Raw genomic sequence first — 18,558 nt, forward strand, 5'->3', positions numbered from 1 at the left:
GCCGGGGAACCCGTCGACCACGGCTCCCCGGCCCCTGTCGCGTCCGCCCCGGTCCCTACCCCTTGGTGGCGGGCGCCCACTCGTTGGCGAAGGTCTCCATCTGCTTGATGACCGAGTCGATCGCCCTCTTCTCCTGGTCGGGCGGGTAGTCGAACTTGGCCAGCAGGCGCTTGACCCGGCCCCGCAGCTTGGCCCGTACCGGCTCACGGGAGAGCCAGTCGGTGCTCAGGTTCTTGCGGATGTCCTTGACCAGGGCGCGGGCGATCTCGGCCAAGGTGTCGTCGCCCATCAGGTCCTTGGCGGTGCCGTGGGAGGCCACCGCGTCGTAGAACGCCAGTTCGGCGTGGCTGAGCGGCGGATCGAATTCCTCACCACGGTTGGCCTCGGCCATGACCTCCTCGGCCAGGGAGAACAGGGCGGCCAGCGCCTCGGCGCTGCTGAGCTGCTCGTGCATGTACCGCAGCATGAGCTTCTCCAATCGTTCGGTGAACCGTTCGCGGCTGATCGCGTTGTGCCTGGTGACCTCGCGCATCTTCTCTTGGACCAGGCGGTGCAACGCCTCGGTGGCCAGGTGCGGGGTCTGCGACTGCTGGAGCTTGAGCAGTTGGGCCTCGTTGAGCCGGGTGATGTCCAGCCGGCCCATGCCCGCCTCGGCGTACAGATCGGTGATCTCTTCGGCGTCCACCGCAGAGGCCGCCAACTGAGACAGGTAGGTGTTGATCTCGGCCGGCAGCGTCTCACCCCGGGCCTCCCGGTTGGCGGCCTCGATCTTGACCACCCAGGCGCGCACCTCCACGAAGAAGGCGATGTCGCGCCGCCAGTGCTCCAGGTCCTCGAAGCGCTCGCTGATCTGCGAGCTCATCGAACACAGCTGGTGGAAGCGCTCCAACCGGGTGGCGCTTTCTCGGAAACGCTCCGACAGGGACTTCTCATCGCTCTCGCCCGGGCGACGCTGGGCCTCGGGGGAGACCAGGTGGTTGGAGACCAGTCGCAGCGCGCGCAGGCGTGCGTCGTCGCCAACGGCGGCCAACAGCCGGCGCCAATCGATCCCCGAGAGCAGGCCACAGATGGTGTCGTACTCGTTGCGGACCTCGCTGATGGCCCGGTCGATGCCCCGGCCCAGGGTCTTGTCCCGCTGGTCACGGGGCGAGTACTCGGCCAGCGCCTTCTGGAGGTTCTCGCTCAGCGGGGCGTAGCCCACGAGCAGCCCGTCCTGCTTGTTGCGAAAACGTCGGTTGACCCGCGCCAGGGCCTGCATCAGTCCGGCGCCACGCATGGACCGGTCCATGTACATGGTGTGGATCGGCGGCGCGTCGTAGCCGGTCAACAGCATGTCGTTCACGATGAGCAGCTGAAGCTCGTCGTCGGGGTCCTTCGCGCGGGCCTGGACGATCTTGTGCCCGGAGGGGCGCAGGGCGTGCGCCTTGAGTTCGGCCGGGTCGGAGGGATCACTGGAGAAGACCACCTTCATCACGCCCGTGTCGGGGCCCTCGCCCACCCACTCCGGGCGCAGCTTCGCCAGGGCGTCGAAGACCCGCACGCACACCTCGCGGGTGGCGCACACCAGCATGGCCTTTCCGGGGCCACCGATGTCGGGACGGATACGCTGGGAACGCTCCTCCCAGTGGTCGACCAGATCCTGGGCGAGCTTGGCCACCCTGTCCGGGGCGCCGTAGATGTTGGTCATCCTCAGCGCCGCCTTGAGCGCCTTGCGGCGTTCGGCGTCGTCCATGGTGGCGGTGATCGTGTCGGCCCGGGCGTCGATGTCGGCCGGGTCCACCCCCTCGGGCAGTGAGATCTCGATCAGCCGGGGCTCGTGGTAGACGCGGACGGTCGCCCCGTCCTCCACCGCCCGGCGCAGGTCGTAGACGTCGATGTAGTCCTGACCGGCGCCGAACACCTCGCGGGTGTTGGCCTCGGCCTTGGAGATCGGGGTTCCGGTGAAGGCGAGCAGGGTGGCGTGGGGCAGTGCGTCGCGCAGGTGGCGGGCGTAGCCGTCGAGGCTGTCGTAGTGGCTGCGGTGGGCCTCGTCGACGATGACCAGGATGTTGCGCCTGTCGGACAGCAGTGGATGGTCGGCCCCCGATTCGCGTTCGGCCTTGGTGAGGCCGAACTTCTGGAGGGTGGTGAAGACGATCCCGCCGGTGGTGGTGTTGGTCAGCACGTCCCGAAGCTCCTGGCGGCTGTCGGCCTGGACCGGGTCGGTACCCAGCAGGTCACGGCTGGCCTGGAAGGTGCTCAGGAGTTGGTCGTCCAGGTCGTTGCGGTCGGTGACCACCAGGACGGTGGGGTTGTTCAGCGCGGGTTCACGGGCCACCAACCCGCTCAGGCACACCATTTCCTCAGACTTGCCCGAGCCTTGCGTGTGCCAGACCACGCCGGCCTGCCCGTTGGTGCGCGAGGCCTCCACCACGGCGGCCAGGGCCTTGGTGACGGCGAAGTACTGGTGGGCCTTGGCCACGCGCTTGCCGTGCGAGCCACCGGAGCCGGTGAAGTTGACGAAGTTGCGTGCCAGGTCCAGGAATCGGGGCTGCTCGAAGAGTCCGCGCAGAGCCAGGGCGAGGGCGTCGGGAGCGTCGGCGTCCTCGTACTCGAAGTCGGGACCGCCGGCCGGGTTGCCCTGGCCGTCCACGTTCCAGGGCGCGAAGTGCTCGAAGGGCGTGAAGGGGGTGCCGTACTTGGCGGTGACCCCATCCGAGACCAGACAGAGGACGTTGTAGCGGAACGCCTTGGGGAACTCCTCGGCGTAGGTGCCCAACTGGGCGTGGGCTCCGGCGAGGGTGGTTCGCGGGTCGGAGGCGTTCTTGAGCTCGACGATGGCCAGGGGAAGACCGTTGACGTAGAGGACGACGTCGAAGCGGCGTTCGTGGTCGTCGTCCAACAGGCGCACCTGGTTGATGGCCCGGAAGGTGTTGGCGGTCGGGTTCTGGAAGTCGATGAGCCGGACCGTGGGGGAGTGCTCGGCCCCGAACTCGTCGGTGTGGGTCAGGCGGATTCCGGAAGTGAGGTAGCCGTGCGCCAGCCGGTTCTCCGGAAGCGCTTCCCGGGACTGGGGGGTGGTGGCGATGGTCATCACCCGCTCCACGGCGGAGGGGGGAAGGTCGGGGTTGAGCCGTTCGATCGCGTCGCGAAGGTCGTGGTGGAAGAGGAGGTCGTCCCAGACCCGGCGCTGGTTGTCGGGGGAGGGAGTGAACTCCTTACCGGAACCGGTCGACCACGCGAGTTCGCCGAGTTCTTCGAGGGCGTACTGCTCCCAATCGGCCTCCGTCATCCGCTCGGAGGCGCTGGAGGAGAGGGGAGCGGTGGAGTCTGTGGGGGTGGAATCGCCGGATCTGGGGGGTGTCATACGTTGTCCTCCACGATTTTCTCAGCGTCCTTGACGCGAAGCTTTCCGGACATCAGTTGAGGAAGAAGGGTGTCGCGTAGTTCCGCGAGGGTGCGGGATTCAGATGCAGCGTTACGAGCGCTTTCGTGTAGAGGTTTCACTCTTGAAGAGAAACGTTGGAGAACCTCAGGCTCAGGCATGCGAACAGGCATAGCCTTAAAATTCTTACGGCTGAGTTCTAGAAAGGTTGATCCGTTCGCCAGGCTCAACATTTCGTCGACACGAGAGCGCATTTCGTGAAAAAGCCACCATCGAAGGTCATCAGTGGGAGGAATGACCACGATGAACCCTTGGTTTACGGCAGCTGGAATCTGCGGGAGGGCAAAGGCCCCGATTGTGGCCCTGGAAGTCATGAATATTGACTGTGCAGGGTAGATTTCTGAGGCGCAGTTTTCCAAGCCGAGTGGGGTGATGGTCCTTCCTGTCTTGAACAAGTAAGGTGATTCTAGAGCAGTGATGTCTTTAGGGGTTGCCCAGGCGACGTCTCCTCCCCAGTAGTTATCTTCCTTCGTCTTTGGTGTCCCGCCTCCTGCTACACGGGCAACGGAGCCGAAGGTGTCTTCTCCAAGGCTGACCCCCAATGCCTCAGACTCGAACACGGAATTTGCTAAAGTGAGTGCTGTATTTGTAATGCTCTCGTTGACTGCGATCTTGTCGTCCAGTGCGCCGAGTGCGGATACGATCGCGTCTTGTTCTGGGCGCTCAGGGATGCATACATGGAAGGCTTTCGCCTCAGGGAAATATACGGTCTGATGAGTGGTTCCGTGAGCGAAACGTCGAATGGCCTCCTGCTCGGACATGAGGATGTAGTGTAGGTACTTTGCTGAGAGCTGGGCGCCGCATACCCAGTTAATGAAATCCTGACTAGTAGCCATGGGAATTCCCATGGTGATCACATAGCCGACGGACGCGGTGCGGGACAAACAGACCGTGCCTGCGGGGAGAAGCCTCGCTGAGGAATTATTGAGACCTTCCTCGGAAATCCACTGCTTGGTAGAGGTGATGACGCGCCCATGGTTTTCTGTGGCGTCTCGGATGCCGATCCATGGGATTTCTCCGTTCCAGTATTCGTCCTTTTTCCGGCTGGGGGTGTGGCCGCTTTCCAGGCGGGCTACGTCAGAGAGGCGGGTCCAAGAGAACCCTTCAGGCGTGGGGGTTTCGGGGTCACCGACACTCAGTGCCCAACGTCCTGGAATGACCCCGCTGGTGGCGACTCGGCCCCCTGTCTTGGTGTTGCTCCTAGCCACTGATCCTCCCGAGCTGTTCACGGACGACGCCCTCCAGGCGCTTGGACTCGTCGAAGTGCTCGTAGAGCTCCTTCGTCAGGCGGGCGATCTTCTCGTCCAGCGGTTCGGCATCCGGGTCCTCTTCGACCTCGGCCGCTCCCACGTACCGCCCCGGGGTGAGCACGTAGTCGTGCTTGGCGATTTCCTGGAGCTTGGCCGAGTAGGCGAACCCGGGAACGTCCTCGTATTCCAGGTTCTTCTTCTTGGCCGAACCGGTGCCGCGCCAGGCGTGGAAGGTGTCGGCGATCTTCTCCAGGTCCTCGGCGGAGAACACCCGCTCGGTGCGGTTGATCATCTCGCCCATCTCGCGGGCGTCGATGAACAGCACCTCACCGCGCCGATCGTTGCGCGTCTCGGCGTCCCGTGCGCCCTTGTCCCTGGTCAGGAACCACAGACACGCCGGGATCGCGGTGGTGCGGAACAGGTTCCCGGGCAGCGCCACCATGCACGCCACCAGGTCGGTGTCCAGGATCGCCTTACGGATCTCGCCCTCTCCCGAGGACTGCGACGACATCGACCCATTGGCCAGAACCACGCCTGCCATGCCCCGGTCGCCCAGCTTGGAGATGATGTGCTGCAACCAGGCGTAGTTGGCGTTACCGGCCGGTGGAACACCGAACTTCCAGCGATTGTCGTCCGTGCGCCGCTCCCACGGGTGCAGGTTGAACGGTGGGTTGGCCATCACGTAGTCGGCCTTGAGGTCGGGCAGTTTGTCGTCGGAGAACGTGTCCGCCCACCGCTTTCCCACGCCCTCGGGGTCCATGCCGTGGATGGCCAGGTTCATCTTGGCCAGACGCCAGGTGCGCTCGTTGGCCTCCTGGCCATAAACGGCCAGGGCGTGCGTGGTGTCGTGTCCCTTGCGCGACTCGACGAACTTCTGCGCCTGCACGAACATGCCACCCGAACCACAGCACGGGTCGTACACCCGGCCTTCGTACGGCTCCATGATCTCCACCAGCAGTTCCACCACGCTCTTGGGCGTGTAGAACTCACCGGCCCGCTTGCCCTCGGCTCGCGCGAACTGCTCCAGGAAGTACTCGTAGGTCTCCCCGAGCACGTCCTGTGCGGTCTTCTCCTCGCTACCGGCGAACCGGGCGTCGCTGATGAGGTCCACGAGCCCCTTCAACCGCTTCTGGTCGACGTTGTCGCGGTTGAAGATCTGCGGCAGAACGCCCGTGAGCGGCTGGTTCTGCGCCATGATCGCGCCCATCGCGTCGTCGATGAGCTTGCCCACGCCCTCCGCGCTGCTGGCGGCGTTGTCGGCGATGTAGGTCCACCGGGCCTGGGCCGGCACCCAGAAGACGTTCTCCTCGCTGTAGGAATCCTGGTCCTCCAGGAAGGCGTCTCGCCGGTGCTCGGGGATGCCGTCCTCTTCGAGTTCCTCGGCGATCTCCCGACGCCGCTCGGCGAAGGCGTCCGAGACGTACTTGAGGAAGACCAGCCCCAGCACGAACTCCTTGTACTGGGCGGCGTCCATCGATCCGCGCAGCTGGTCGGCGGCCTTCCACAGGATGGCCCGGATCTGTTCGGGCGTGGAGGCGGTGAACAACTCGCCTTGCTGGGTGTCGGCGCGTTTGCGTGGCGGCATGTGCGATCCGTTCCTTTCGGGACGTGGGGGTGCTGTTCGTAGATCCACCACCCCTTGAGGGGAGGGTGGAGCCATGACAGCGGGGATCTGTGGGAAAGTCTGTCAGTCGCCGGAGACGGTCAAGGTCCCGTCGGTGAATCCGGCGGCGCTCAACCGCCGGATGGTGTCGAGTTCGGCGTATTGCGCGTCCAACAGGGCTCGGCGCCGGTCGGCTTCGGCGAGGAACTCATCCAACCGGGCCACCTCCTGCGGGTGCAGATCGGGCAGGACCACCTCTCCCACGCCTCGCGTGGCGCGCACGGCCCCCGCCGGTCGGCGCACGGAGGACGCCCCGTCCACCAGCAGGGCCAACACCCGGGGACTGAGCGGTCGGCGCGCGTCCGGGTTCACCCGGAGCACACGGGCGGGGAAGGCCACCAGGGACGCCCCCTCGTGGTCGACCAGCACCCCGAACTCCGGGCTGGAGGTGTACACCACGTCCCCGGGTTCGGTCAGTGCCACGTACGGGTACACCGCCGCCAGCACCAGCCGGTCGATCCTGCGGCCACCGCGCGGAGCCCCACCGAGCACCTCATCCGGTCCGAGCACGTCCACCTGGCCGGCGGGGTCGATGTGTTCGTCGGCGATCCGGTGCCCCTTGACGCCGGAGACCCGGCCCTGCTGGATGAGGGTGCCGATGGTGACCCGTCTCGGCGCCGGGCCGATACGACGTTCCAGTGCGCCCCGAAGCGGGCCGCTCACCTCGACGTGAACCCGGGCTCGCCTCTCGGCCTCGGACAGTCGCGCCTCGGCCTCGGCGATGAGGGCCGGCCGGTCGTGCGCCATGCGGGACCTGATCCGTGACGCGGGTGGGCCGGGGGGCAGCAGCGCCTCACCGAACCGTTTCTCCAGGTCCTGGATGGGCACCGCCAGCCCGTGGCGAGGATCGTGTCCGCCCAGATGGTGGCCCTCGGCCCGCCAGAGCAGGATGTCCTCGGCCAGAGTGTTCCGGACCCCCTCATCCAGTGTTCGGTCACTGATGTCGCTGATCAGCACTCGACCGCGCGCGGCGGGTACCGGGTCCCGGCGCAGGGTCCACAGCGCGCTCCCGTACCCGGGACGGGAGGGGTCGACGCCGCCGGGCAGGGCGGTCACCGATTCCACCAGATTGCCGCGCAACAGACGGGAGCGGATCTGTGCTTCCTCCGTGTCCAGTTCTCCCACCAGCGCGTCGGTCGGACCGATGATCACCGCTGTGCGCCCGGGCCGAAGAAGAACGCTGATCGCCTCGATCTCCTCAAGGAACCAGGCGCGAGAGCGGCCCTCCCCGGCCTGGTACGGCAGGAGGGTGACCAGCAGGTCGAGGTCGGCCATCCCTTCTTCCAATTCGGTGCCGGTCTGCACGTCCAGGTCGAACTCGGCCACCCCCGCCAACACCAGGCGACGGCGGACCAACCGGGCCAGGTCGGTGCGCCTCTCGGCGGCCAGTACGACGCTGTCGGAGGGGTCATCGAGGGTGGCCACGACGTCGTGGAGCAGGTCCCCGCACAGGGCGTAGGGATCGGCGACGGTGAGGGTGCCGTCGTCGCGAGCATGCCCGAGGGGATCGGCGATCCGCAGGATGAGCCGGCGCAGTTCGGGGGAGAGCGAACCGGTGTCCGATCCGGTGAGGCCGAGTCGGTGACGGTGCGACATGAGGTGTTCGTGGGCGCCGGCGGGGGTGTAGGCGGCCTCGATCAGTTCTTCGGCCAGGGGCGCCAAACGGAGGGTGAGCGTCGGGTCCTCCTTCAGTTCTCGAAGAAAGAACTCGTCTTCGGAGTCCATGCGCTGCACCCGGGCCAGTAGTGCGTCCTCCGTCATGTCGGAGGGAAAGCCGTCGTTCATGTGGTGCAGACAAAGCAGAGCGCCGAGCACCACGACCAGGCGTCGGCCCCCGATCTCCTCCGCGAGGCGGACCAGGCCGTGCGCGGCCAGTTCCGGGGCGAGGTCCTCGATGGGGGTGTTGCCGAGCCCGTGGGTGGTGAGCCAGCCGGTGACCTCGCGGCCGTCGAACCAGCTGCGGTTGCCCTCCTCGGTCTCGGGTGAGGGGAAATCGGCGTAGCGACGCCGCCAGTTGGAGACGACCGGGCGTTGGACTCGGGCGAGGACCGCGATGTCCGAGAGGGACAGATGCGGGGAGGGCGACGGCATGGGAGGGGTTCCTCGCTCTCTGCTGGGGTGTGCGGTGTGAGGCCACTCTAGGGCAAGATCTGGATCTTCATCATGATCTCTCTGATAACCCGGGTTATCAGTATCTGGACTTCTTGATTCATGGATTCACGGCTACCGTTCTTCCAACACCACGGACGGACGGTGCTCCAGCGGCACCGCAGAAAGAAGCCGAAGGAAGAGGAACCCCCCATGAGTCGACAGCACATGCGCCCCGGTCGTAGCACCACCCGCCCGCCGCGCCGGCCTCGCCCGCGTAGCTGCGGCAAGCGCTGGTTCAAGGATCGGATCAGCGCCGAGCTCGCCCTCGCGGCCATCCACCACCACGGCGATGATCGGTCGGAGAAGTTGCCCCGCCGGACGTACGAGTGTCCGACCTGCAAGGGCTGGCACCTGACCTCGAAGAGCCCGCGGCCCTACTCGGTTCGGATGGCAGAGCGGGAGGGGGAGCGGCCGCGCGTTCCCGGGCCTCGCCGGCCGGAGCGTTCGCGATCGGAGGGTTCGGAGCGGCAGCGGAACCTGCGGACCGGGCAGGCGATGCGGGCGAGCCGGGTCGTTCAGGGCCTGGAACCGTGGGTGGTCGCCCACGTGGAGACCTGCCTGGCCGAGCAGGGGCAGGGGCCGACCTGGCGCGAGCTGGAGGCGGTGTTCGGCTGGGACCGGTGGGAGGGTGCGCTCGTCATTCGGTACCTGGTGGATGAGGGATGGCTGCGGGAGGAAGAGGGAAGCCCGTGCCTGCTGCCGGGGGAGGGTGCCGGGTGGTGACTGGCACGGATGTACCGACTTCCGTCGATCCGTCTTCGTTTCGCCTGGTGGATTTCGAAGATTGACCGAATGGTTTCCCGAACCGGGTTCACGATTGGAATGCGCTGTGCGATGATCGCACACATGGCACAGGAATTGAGCTGGGAGCTGATCGGGGAACGGGTCAGACTGAGCCGGATCTCCGCTGGACTCTCACAGGGGAGCATGGCTGACCGGGTCGGCCTGGAACGCAGTATGGTCTCCAAGCTCGAACGCGGAAAACGCCACATCGACGCGGTCGAGCTCACCAGGATCGCCCGGGAACTCGACTACCCGCTCTCGCACTTTCTCAGCTCGCCTCCGGCCGTCGTCTCCAAGCGCACACCCGCCTCCGACATAGGGGAGGAGGAGCTGGACAAGAGCGATTACCGCACCAAGGCCCTCCTCGCGGACTGGTTGCGGGACGTGCGACAGCTCGTTGACGAAGGGGTGCTCCAGGCACGACCCCTGCTGCGCTTCCCCGATTCGGCGAAGAACGGCGACGATGCCAGGGACGCGGCCCTGTGGCTGCGTGATCGGTTGGACCGTGGCACCGAACCGCTCGACTCCCTTGCCGAAGAATGTGAGAGGGCGGGACAGTACGTCGCCGTGGTGCCTCTGCCCGAAGGGGCCGATGGGGCTTCCCTGGTGGACGGCGACGTGGCCGTGGCCGTGGTCAACGCACACTTGCAACCCGGGCGACGGCGCAGCACGGCCGCTCACGAACTGGGGCACCTGGTCCTGGGGGACGAGTTCTCCAATGATGCGGGGGGAGGGGTGCACGCCTCCCGTCAAGACAGGGAGAAGGTGGTGGACGCCTTCGCCGCCGAGTTCCTCCTGCCCAGGGTGAAGGCACGACAGGCGGTGGTGCGCCGAAACCAGGAGGAAGTACGCCACAACCTCATCAGGCTGTCGGCGACGTATCGGGTCTCCTGGAGCCTGACCGTTCGGCAGGCCATGTCCGAGGGCAACGGGAAAACCGGGTTCTGGCAGGAGATGAAGGACCGCGCTCCTACGGCGGCCGAGTTCAAGGACGCCCTGGGGTGGAAACCCCAGCCCGACCTGTCCTCGATCAGGGTTCCGCCCGCGTATGCCTCCGCGGTGATGAGGGCGCTGGATGACGATCTGATCGGCACCGCCCGCGCGGTGGAGATGATGCGCGGACAGGTGACCCCCGACGAGTTCGACGAGGAATAGCGGTTTGGATGCTTCTCCCCGGAAGCTGTTGATCGACACATCGCCCTTGCTGTATGCCGCCCGACTCGATCGGCTCGACGTACTGGGAAGCGTGCTGGAGGACTATGAGTGTCTGACCACCCGCGCGATCATCGAAGAGGTGGGGCGTAACGACGCGGACGGCGAGGCCGCGAAGCGGATCACGTCTGCCGGATGGCTGGGCAGGGCGGAGACCGGTTCGCTGGCCTACCTGGGTGCGTTCGTCGGATGGGCCCAGCGGTTGGGAATGACAACGGACCACAACATCGGTGAGACCGAGCTGTGCACCTACGTAGATCTGTACGGAGGCACGGTCTACATGGACGATCGGCAGGCCCGCAAGGTAGCCAAGCGCCATGGCCTCGGGGTGCGGGGGACGGCCGGCCTGGTTGCGGACGCCTGCTGTCAGGGAGCATGGACCGTGAACGCCGCCTCTTCGTTCCTGGACGACCTTCGCGACGCTGGCCTGTATCTTCCCTTCGACCCGGGAGGTTTTGCGGGGTGGGCGCAGAGCGAGGGCTTGCTCCCATAAGAGCCCGGCCGTGCCCTGGATGGTGCACGGCCAGGCTCTTCGCTGGGTCTGGCTGTTGAAGGTCTGGGAGGCTGAGAGTCAGCGGGTGAGAGCGGCGGAGAGGAAGCCGGTCCACTCGGGGGCGGGGAAGGGGAGGTGTCCGGCGGTGGGGTGCTTGGAGTCGCGGATGGCCGCGCCACAGGGGAGTTCGGCCACCTCGACGCAGTCCTGGTCTTGACCGCTGTAGGTGCTCTTTCGGAAGCCGGGGACCTGAGCTACTTCGACGCAGTTCTGATTCTGGGCGCTGTAGCTGCTCTTCTGAAACTTGAGGATCATGTTTTCCCACTCTCTAGGGACGATCGGAGACTGGCGATGAACTGCATGGAGATGGTCACCGACAACGCAGCGCCTTGTACGTTGCTGAATGTCAGGTTATAGCGCTCGATGTCGCTAGGCTGCTCCAGGTACAAGTCGTCTGAAGGTGTACCGACGTAGACGATGGGGGAATCCCTGGTCTCAGGGAACTCCATGATGGTGAAGGCTCCAGCCATCCCCAGGTGAGCGCCACTCGAAAACGGTAGAACCTGGATATCGATGTTGTGCCGCAGCGCCAAGTTCGCAAGGTACTCCAGCTGGTCGGCCATGGTTTCTGAAGTTCCTACGCTTCTACGTAGTGCACCTTCGTCGATGACCGCTGTCACATGAGGTGCCTTGACCCGTGACAGGATTTGCTGTCGTGCGAGTCGTGCTTCCACTTTGCGATTGATGCCTGGATCGTCTATCGCGCGCCCACCCCGGAAGATCTCTGATGCGTAGTCCGGAGTTTGAAACAGTCCAGGAATGACCTGTGCCTCATAGGTCCGTAGGGCAGACGCTTCAGCTTCGAAATCAGGCAGGGCGCGCTCGCTGAACACGTCCTTGTACCTGGACCACCAGCCCTTTTCCTTGGACTCCCGTGAAAGCTGCTGGAGGGCCTCCCTCGATTCTTGCTCGATCTCGTACAGGTCAGCCAGAGCATCAAGGTCGCGAGCGCGTGTGCGTCGGGCTTCTGCGGTCTCGATCTTGCCGACGGTCGCACGAGGCACGCCGGATTTCTTGGCGGCCTCATCGAGGGTGTAACCGTGCTCTTCACGGAGACGCCGTAGCTCGAAGCCGAGGCGCCTGCGACGGATGGTGGGGCTGTAGGGCCGTTGCATGGGATCAGCCTAGCAAAAATATATCGCGAATCTCAGAGCACTGATTGACAACTGAGAATCGCGGTTTCAGTATGGGGGTGTGGTCAGTGACCGGTGGATCACTCAGGGTTCATCTGTCCAGGCTATGCCTTGCCCGTTCCGCGCATCACGGCCTCCGTGAGACTCCTCCAACGGGCATCCGGCAACGATCCCCCGCCTCATGTGTCCAGCCATGCCAAGGAGTGTGTTCGTCGTGCCCGAAACCGCCTTCGCGCCCGCCACCGTGCCCGTCCCGGTGCAGGGTGAGGCCACCGTGCCGTTGGCCAGCTTCATCCGGCCCTTCCAGCGCCACTACTTCTCCGGCCTTCCCGAGCGGCCCAACTACCGGGCCCGCAGCTACGACTTCGCCGGCCTCCCGGCCCTGATGCCGCTGGTCCGGGCCTTCCTGGACACCTGCGCGGCCACCGAAACGAACGACTACCGGTACCTGTTCACCCTGCTGGGCAGCGAACTCGCCAACAACGCGCTCCGCCACAGCCTCTCCGGCCTCCCTGGTGGCAACTACACCCTGCGGGTACGCCGCGACAGGGAAGGGCTCCGCCTGGCCTGCCGCGACCGAGGGGGCCTGCGCACCCGCAACACCCGCCTGATCCCGGCCCCCGACGGGCTGAACCTGGGAGCCGAATCCGGGCGCGGATTGGCCATGGTCGACGCCTTGGCCACCACCTGGGGCGACAACGGCAACGCCGAGTACCGCACCGTCTGGCTGTACCTGGCCTACGACCTGACCGGCAGTGGCTGGCACAGCCACAACTAACGACATGTCCCGGACATGAGACGGGCCCAGGAGAGCGCGCCAACGCTCTTCCGGGCCCTGAACCCCCGAACAACCAAACCAGTTCATTTGTCAGGAAAACGAGGATCTGATGAACCACCCTATCCCCGCGCCGCGACGCCCCGTGGACACTCGCTCCACCCACGCTACCGAGACCATCCATCCGGTTGGCACGGTCTTCACCCCCGTCCCTCGACGCTTGGCCCCCGCCACTGGCCCGGCCTGTGCTTCCTGCGTCCACCGCACCTGCCGCACCCAGCGCGCCGGCACCTTGCCCCGCCTGGGTGGCCACCGCGCCGAGTTCGCGTTGGAGCATCAGCAGGCCGCCGCGCTCCAGGCCCGCCATCGGCACTTGCTCATTTGGTGGGGCGAGGCCACGCAATCCTTCTGGGTGGCCTCCGCGACCGGCATGTACGAGGCGAAGACCTACGACGATCTGCTCGCCCACCTGTGGGCCCAGTCCCAGAGCCGGCTACTGCCCCGGGAATGGCACTTCCAACACTGATCCGCTTCGGAACCGTCGTCTGTGCCCCGGCCCCGCCCGCACCAAGGCGGGCGCCGGGGCGGAGCGCGCCGAAATCCGGGCAGCACGAAACCGGCGCCAGATCCAGATCCCCCAATACGTCGAGAAGACCACATCCGGCCCGACTCGCGCCAACCCTGACCGGCCGGCCTGTGGACGACCACCGGCCGGCTTAGGTCTGGAACCCGAACAGGCTGCGTATCCCGACCCTGTACCGATCACCCGTCAAGCCGGGTCCACGATCACCGATGAGCCGGGGAAGTCCTCCCGGAGCGCGTCCATGACCACCTCACCGCAGCGTCGGCCCCGCCAGACCCCCGCACTTCGCATGGTGCCCACTTCCCGGAACCCGGCCTTGGCGTAGGCGTTGCGTCCGGCGGTGTTGGGCTCCAGGACCTTGAGCCAGACCATCTCCAACCCGATGACGTGGAAGGCGTAGTCCAACGTCAACCGAGTGGCGCTGGTGCCCACACCCTGGCCCCTGGCCTCGGGTGCGACGACAAGGATGAACTCGGCGGTGCGCACCTGATGATCGATGAGCAGGCTCGCCAGTCCGCATGGCACCGGCTCATTCCCACGCACGTCGTAGATGGTGAATCGCGCCTGGTCGGGGGCTCCGCGTAGTTGGTGCTCCAATCCCTCGGCCCTGGACTCGGCGCTCTCGGGCACCTGGCGTCCGTACCCGAGCACCGCGCCGGGATCGCTCTCCCAACGCCAGTACTCGCGAGCAAGGTCGGCACGCAACGCGCCCAAGGCGATGCCGTCGGACTGGGCCCACAGGACCGGTGCGGCGATGTCACTCATCAGACTCCTCGAAGGGTGTGTAGTCGGTGATGTCGTCGGACTCGGCGACCGGACGGCCGCCGACCTCCACCCAGGCGTGCAACCGCACCGGGTCGGTGGCCACCCCGTGCCGAAAGGAGGACCGGTGACCCGACCAACGAAGTGCGATGACGGTCGCCGTAGCCTCCTCCCAACATGCCACGCGCCAGGGCAGCAGACGGCCCACTTTCCGCACCGCGTATGCCGCCTTCACCGCTGAGCCATGATCGGTGGCACCCGCACTCGCGCGCCGCACCAAACGACGGGTTCGGGCGAAGACATTTCCATGCTTTCTCAGGGAACCGATCAACACCACGAAAAGCGCGAGGGCTCCCCAGAGGTACCAGGGCAGGGAGACCCGGGGGATCGGTGCGAGCGCGGCGGGGCTGTCCCGAGTTCCCCAGCTGGGTGTGGAGGGCACTCCTCGCCTCACTGTGTCCCAGCCACGAGGCCCATACTCCCGACCGAGGATGCCGGAGTCCATCAACGCTGTAAGAACCCTCTTCCGCTCGGGTGTGGACTCAAACACCGAGATCTCGCCTTGGGCCGCGGACAAGTCGGAGACGGCCCGCGCGGCTTCTTCGACAAGGATCCGCACCGTTCCCTTCTCCTCGTCCAATACGACGCATGTCGACGGAAAGCAGACCAAGCGCAGGTGTGGAGCGAGGGAAAACCGTTCTGGAAGGGTCATCCGACCGCCTCCTGTTCAGCCGGGATCCGTGACCACGCGGGCGAAGGGTTCGCTTCGACCGCGCGGGCCCACACCTCGGCGGAGACCACCGGCTCCAGCAACCCCCACGGCGTGTCCTTTCCCGAGGCCGCCGCACACAACTCCCGGTCCAGCACCGCTAGATCGATCAGACCGTGACCCGCCAACCAACCCTCGACCAGAAGGTCTCTCACCTGTGGCAGGTGCGCACGCGATCCCAGATGGTGATCGGCGTCCGTCCCACCCTTGGTACGCCGCTGAGCGACCGTCATGGGCAGAAGGTCTCGCATGGCCCGCGTCAACTGCGGCTTGTAGCTCCAAGGCGACCCTCGATCTCCGACACGGAACGACAAGGCGGCCTCCACTACGGACCGGTCCAGGAATGGGGCCTCCAAACGGACCCCGTGGAACGCGGCGAACTGAGTGTCGGAGTGGGCGGTACGCCCGATGCCCTGTAACGCGAACAGTTCGGCGTCCCGACCCAACATGTCCAGGACACGGGGGGAGGGGATGGCCAGGGCCATATCGCGCGCTTTCGGGGTCAGTCGTTCCGAGCAAGGTGCAGATCCGGCCTGAAACAGGCGAGGCAGTAGACGAAGCGTGCTTTTCCGGTCGAGCTTGGCCCATCCGTGCAGGTCCCTCAGAGCACGGAACAAACGGCCGCGTCCCGCCAACCTGAGCGTGAGTTCGGGTGACTGCATCAGCAAGGCGTCACCTCCGTCTCCGGTCAGGTGGAGTGTGCTCCCGGCCGCATGGATTCGTTTGTAGGCGAACATGTGCCGGGCGCCGGTGATGGTGCTCGGGGCCGGTTCGTCGGTCGGGGGCACCCGGCCCAGGCCGCTGTAGGGGAGTTCCGCTTCGGTCAGGGGCACCAGTGTGTGCTTCATACCGGACCGGTCGCGTGCGGCTTCGCGTGCGTAATCCAGATCGCCACCATGGTCCCTCGAAGCCGGGTGCACCGTCCACGCGGTCAGGGAACGTGGCTCCGTGGTCCGTCGCTCGGCGAGAAGACACAGCGTGGTCGAGTCCAGACCCCCGCTCAGGTCACAGGACAGGTGTTCGGCCTGAGCGGATCGTACCGCGACGGCTTCCTCCAAAGCGGTTCTGAATACCTGTGAGGCCTGAGCGAGTGGCGTGCTCGGAGGAGAAACCCACCAGCGACCGAGCTCGACCCGCATTCCCTTGCGGACTTCCAAGTAGTGGCCCGGAGGGACGGTGCGCACCCCCAGGAAGGCGCTTCGTTCTCTTCCGTACGCTCCCATGGGGTTCACGAGCAGGCCCGACACCCATGCCGGATCCACACCGGTACCGGTCAAACCCGACAAGGCCCGGCTGGAGGACGCCCAGACCACGGAGCCCTCCACCTCAGAGAAATGGAGGGGGAGCGCGTGCGCGGGGTCCGCGAAGACGGTCATCCCTTCTGGGTCGATGACCATGACCGTGTAGGTACCCGGCCACGGCGGCGGTCCGGAACGCCGGTCTCCTGACAGCCACATCGACAATTGGTCGGTGGAGACCGCGTGGCTGCCAAGGACCGCCCCACTGAGTAGGCCGACCTTGGCCACGGTCACGGCGTACCCGGCACCCGGGCCCACCGTCCACAGCTCTCCACAGGGCAGTTCGTGGACCCATGAGGGGGAAATCGGCCGAACAGAGGGGGTGCCGGTGGCCCTGCTCACCCCGCCGAACCATTCCATGTCTCTCCCGTTCTTTGGAGGTGTACGACCACCGGCCCGCAGACGCCTACTGGTACTTGTAGCGCTTGTCCTCGCTGCCGCTCCGGCTGCTCGTCCCCTCGGTTAGGTCCACGGCATCACCGAGTTCGACGACGACGGGGGCGACGGTCACCGACTCGGATTCCTCAACGGGAGAAGTGTCGAACCGCATGGCTGCGTACTCCTTTGCTTATGAGCTCTTGTGGAGTAGCCAGTCTGTGCGTGACAAGAGGGACGTCACTACCGCACGAAGGACGCCTCGAAGGACGTCCTGGTGCGGTAGAAACGTCCCATGCCCCCCAACGAACGACTGCGTGTTCTCCTGGAGAAGTCCGGACACACGGCGGAGACCCTCGCCGCTCACGTGGGTACCGACCCCAAGACCGTGGCCCGCTGGGTCCGCACCGGCCGAGTGCCCCACCGCCGCAACGCCCACGCCGTGGCCCGGGCCCTGGATGCGGACGTCCGTGAACTCTGGCCCTCTTTGGAACGGCGAGACGAAACAAAGGCGGGCCAGGAAGACGATCTGGTGGCCGTGTATCGACAACGGTCCGAGGTGCCGATCGAGCAGTGGCGTTCCATGTTCGAAGCCACCGAAAGGTCGATCGACATCCTGGTCTACGCCGCCCTGTTCCTCCACGAACAGATCCCCGATTGGAAGGATCTACTCAGGGGCAAGGCCGAAAGGGGCGTCGCCGTGCGTGTACTCATCGGAGACCCTGGCTGTGAGGCCGTGCGTGCGCGTGGAGAAGAGGAGAACTTCGGCTATGGCATCCAGTCTCGATGCCATCTGGCCGCAATGCATTACCGGCCATTGACGAAGGCTGCGGGAATCTCGGTGAGAGTTCACTCCACGACGCTGTACAACTCGCTCTACCGAGCCGATGACCACATGTACGTCAACACGCACCTGTACGGGGTCAACGCCTATGGCAACCCACTGCTGCGGTTGAAGCGCTCGGCCCCCAGGGGGCTGTTCGACGCCTATACCGCCAGTATGGACGCCGTGTGGAAAACGGCCAGACCACTTGAGGAGTGCATCAGCGCATGAGCCGGACCGAGTACTACGACGATCCGAACGCGCCCGTCCCCAACAGTCTGGTGGTCGCGGCCAGCGCGGCCGTCGTCGATGACAAGGGACGTTTGCTGTTGCAGCGCAGGGTGGACAACGGCCTGTGGGCGATGCCGGGCGGGGCGATGGAGATGACCGAGAGTCTTCCCGAGACCGCTGTCCGGGAGGTGCGCGAGGAGACCGGTTACGAGGTCGAGGTGATCGGGTTGGTCGGCACCTACACCGATGCCCGGCACATCATCGCCTACAGCGACGGGGAAGTACGTCGCCAGTTCAACGTGTGCTTCCGCGCTCGCCTTGTCGGCGGGGTGCCCGCGGTCAGCGATGAGTCACACGAAATGGACTGGTTCTCCGTGGAAGAAGCCGAAGAACTCTCGATGCACCACACCCAACGTCTGCGTGTGAAGCACGCCCTGGGGCAAGGTGCGCCTCACCCGGGTTGAGCGGATCGGTATGTCCACGTCGCCTGAAGCACGGCGATTCGTCACCCACCTCTCAGTCACGTTCCTTCGTCACGCTTCCTCCGTTCCTGCGCTCCTTGAGCCTGATGTAGAGAGGAAGCGGCCATGGCACGAGCCGGTGAACGGGGCGCTCCGACCTCTCGCGTGGCCCTGTTCATGGCCCCACTGCTTCGGGGGAGGGCCTCGGGGCGTGGGTGCCGTGTGCCTCGGTGCCGGTGGATCGGGAGAAACCTTGCATGGTTCGCCCATCCATCAAAGTTTCGACCCCTATCCTTTAATCGAGGACGGTTC

Annotated in this window: 17 protein-coding genes; 7 read left to right on the plus strand and 10 right to left on the minus strand. The window is 65.7% G+C overall.

Features of this window, described 5'->3' with window-relative positions; translation table 11 throughout:
• Positions 1-55: 55 nt before the first annotated feature.
• The 4 genes from ABZ717_RS08690 to ABZ717_RS08705 all read right to left on the minus strand — a co-directional run bounded on the left by ABZ717_RS08690 (position 56) and on the right by ABZ717_RS08705 (position 8,428).
• Positions 56-3,346: a type I restriction endonuclease subunit R gene (locus ABZ717_RS08690; RefSeq protein WP_358507399.1), complete on the minus strand. Its 3,291-nt coding sequence runs from the start codon at positions 3,344-3,346 to the stop codon at positions 56-58.
• A complete protein-coding gene (locus ABZ717_RS08695) occupies positions 3,343-4,632 on the minus strand; it encodes a restriction endonuclease subunit S (protein WP_358507401.1) in 1,290 nt (429 codons plus the stop codon). The genes ABZ717_RS08690 and ABZ717_RS08695 overlap by 4 nt, the downstream gene beginning before the upstream one ends.
• Positions 4,625-6,259, minus strand: a complete 1,635-nt coding sequence (locus ABZ717_RS08700) for a class I SAM-dependent DNA methyltransferase (RefSeq protein ID WP_358507403.1) — start codon at positions 6,257-6,259, stop codon at positions 4,625-4,627. Before ABZ717_RS08700 ends, ABZ717_RS08695 begins: the two co-directional genes overlap by 8 nt.
• A 102-nt stretch (positions 6,260-6,361) precedes the next feature.
• Positions 6,362-8,428 carry a hypothetical protein gene (locus ABZ717_RS08705; protein ID WP_358507405.1) on the minus strand — a complete coding sequence of 689 codons (2,067 nt, stop codon included), beginning with the start codon at positions 8,426-8,428 and terminating at the stop codon, positions 6,362-6,364.
• Between the two features lie 210 nt (positions 8,429-8,638).
• Between ABZ717_RS08705 and ABZ717_RS08710 the strand changes: the two genes are divergently transcribed.
• The 3 genes from ABZ717_RS08710 (at position 8,639) to ABZ717_RS08720 (ending at position 10,976) form a co-directional block, all read left to right on the plus strand.
• Positions 8,639-9,211 carry a hypothetical protein gene (locus ABZ717_RS08710; protein WP_358507407.1) on the plus strand — a complete coding sequence of 191 codons (573 nt, stop codon included), beginning with the start codon at positions 8,639-8,641 and terminating at the stop codon, positions 9,209-9,211.
• Between the two features lie 123 nt (positions 9,212-9,334).
• On the plus strand, positions 9,335-10,426 hold the full coding sequence (locus ABZ717_RS08715; RefSeq protein ID WP_358507409.1) for an XRE family transcriptional regulator: 1,092 nt from the start codon (positions 9,335-9,337) through the stop codon (positions 10,424-10,426).
• Between the two features lie 4 nt (positions 10,427-10,430).
• Complete coding sequence (locus tag ABZ717_RS08720) at positions 10,431-10,976, plus strand: hypothetical protein (RefSeq protein ID WP_358507410.1); 546 nt, start codon at positions 10,431-10,433, stop codon at positions 10,974-10,976.
• Positions 10,977-11,054: 78 nt separating this feature from the next.
• Here ABZ717_RS08720 and ABZ717_RS08725 read toward each other — a convergent pair whose 3' ends face one another.
• Both ABZ717_RS08725 and ABZ717_RS08730 read right to left on the minus strand, forming a co-directional pair.
• Entirely contained in the window at positions 11,055-11,291 is a 237-nt protein-coding gene (locus ABZ717_RS08725; RefSeq protein WP_358507412.1) for a DUF397 domain-containing protein, read from the minus strand.
• Positions 11,288-12,151, minus strand: coding sequence for a helix-turn-helix transcriptional regulator (locus tag ABZ717_RS08730; protein WP_358507414.1), 864 nt, complete (start codon positions 12,149-12,151; stop codon positions 11,288-11,290). The genes ABZ717_RS08725 and ABZ717_RS08730 overlap by 4 nt, the downstream gene beginning before the upstream one ends.
• A gap of 211 nt (positions 12,152-12,362) precedes the next feature.
• Here ABZ717_RS08730 and ABZ717_RS08735 point away from each other — a divergent pair, with 211 nt between their 5' ends.
• Together ABZ717_RS08735 and ABZ717_RS08740 are read left to right on the plus strand one after the other, a co-directional pair.
• Positions 12,363-12,947, plus strand: coding sequence for an ATP-binding protein (locus ABZ717_RS08735; RefSeq protein WP_358507416.1), 585 nt, complete (start codon positions 12,363-12,365; stop codon positions 12,945-12,947).
• Positions 12,948-13,164: 217 nt separating this feature from the next.
• Positions 13,165-13,470 carry a hypothetical protein gene (locus ABZ717_RS08740; RefSeq protein WP_358507417.1) on the plus strand — a complete coding sequence of 102 codons (306 nt, stop codon included), beginning with the start codon at positions 13,165-13,167 and terminating at the stop codon, positions 13,468-13,470.
• Positions 13,471-13,713: 243 nt separating this feature from the next.
• Here the strand turns inward: ABZ717_RS08740 and ABZ717_RS08745 are convergent, their stop codons facing one another.
• From ABZ717_RS08745 to ABZ717_RS08760, 4 genes are read right to left on the minus strand one after another with little or no spacing between them, the layout of a single operon-like run.
• On the minus strand, positions 13,714-14,292 hold the full coding sequence (locus ABZ717_RS08745; RefSeq protein WP_358507419.1) for a GNAT family protein: 579 nt from the start codon (positions 14,290-14,292) through the stop codon (positions 13,714-13,716).
• Positions 14,285-15,001 (minus strand): lasso peptide biosynthesis B2 protein, encoded by a 717-nt coding sequence (locus ABZ717_RS08750; protein ID WP_358507420.1) that lies wholly within the window; start codon positions 14,999-15,001, stop codon positions 14,285-14,287. Before ABZ717_RS08750 ends, ABZ717_RS08745 begins: the two co-directional genes overlap by 8 nt.
• Complete coding sequence (locus tag ABZ717_RS08755; RefSeq protein ID WP_358507422.1) at positions 14,998-16,716, minus strand: albusnodin/ikarugamycin family macrolactam cyclase; 1,719 nt, start codon at positions 16,714-16,716, stop codon at positions 14,998-15,000. Before ABZ717_RS08755 ends, ABZ717_RS08750 begins: the two co-directional genes overlap by 4 nt.
• A 46-nt stretch (positions 16,717-16,762) precedes the next feature.
• Positions 16,763-16,906, minus strand: a complete 144-nt coding sequence (locus ABZ717_RS08760; protein ID WP_358507424.1) for an albusnodin family lasso peptide — start codon at positions 16,904-16,906, stop codon at positions 16,763-16,765.
• 120 nt (positions 16,907-17,026) lie between these two features.
• Here ABZ717_RS08760 and ABZ717_RS08765 point away from each other — a divergent pair, with 120 nt between their 5' ends.
• Positions 17,027-17,785, plus strand: a complete 759-nt coding sequence (locus tag ABZ717_RS08765) for a helix-turn-helix transcriptional regulator (RefSeq protein ID WP_358507426.1) — start codon at positions 17,027-17,029, stop codon at positions 17,783-17,785.
• Positions 17,782-18,249, plus strand: coding sequence for an NUDIX domain-containing protein (locus ABZ717_RS08770; protein WP_358507428.1), 468 nt, complete (start codon positions 17,782-17,784; stop codon positions 18,247-18,249). Before ABZ717_RS08765 ends, ABZ717_RS08770 begins: the two co-directional genes overlap by 4 nt.
• Positions 18,250-18,558 lie beyond the last annotated feature (309 nt).

This window comes from Nocardiopsis sp. NPDC006832 (genome assembly GCF_040635885.1).
Taxonomy (GTDB): domain Bacteria; phylum Actinomycetota; class Actinomycetes; order Streptosporangiales; family Streptosporangiaceae; genus Nocardiopsis.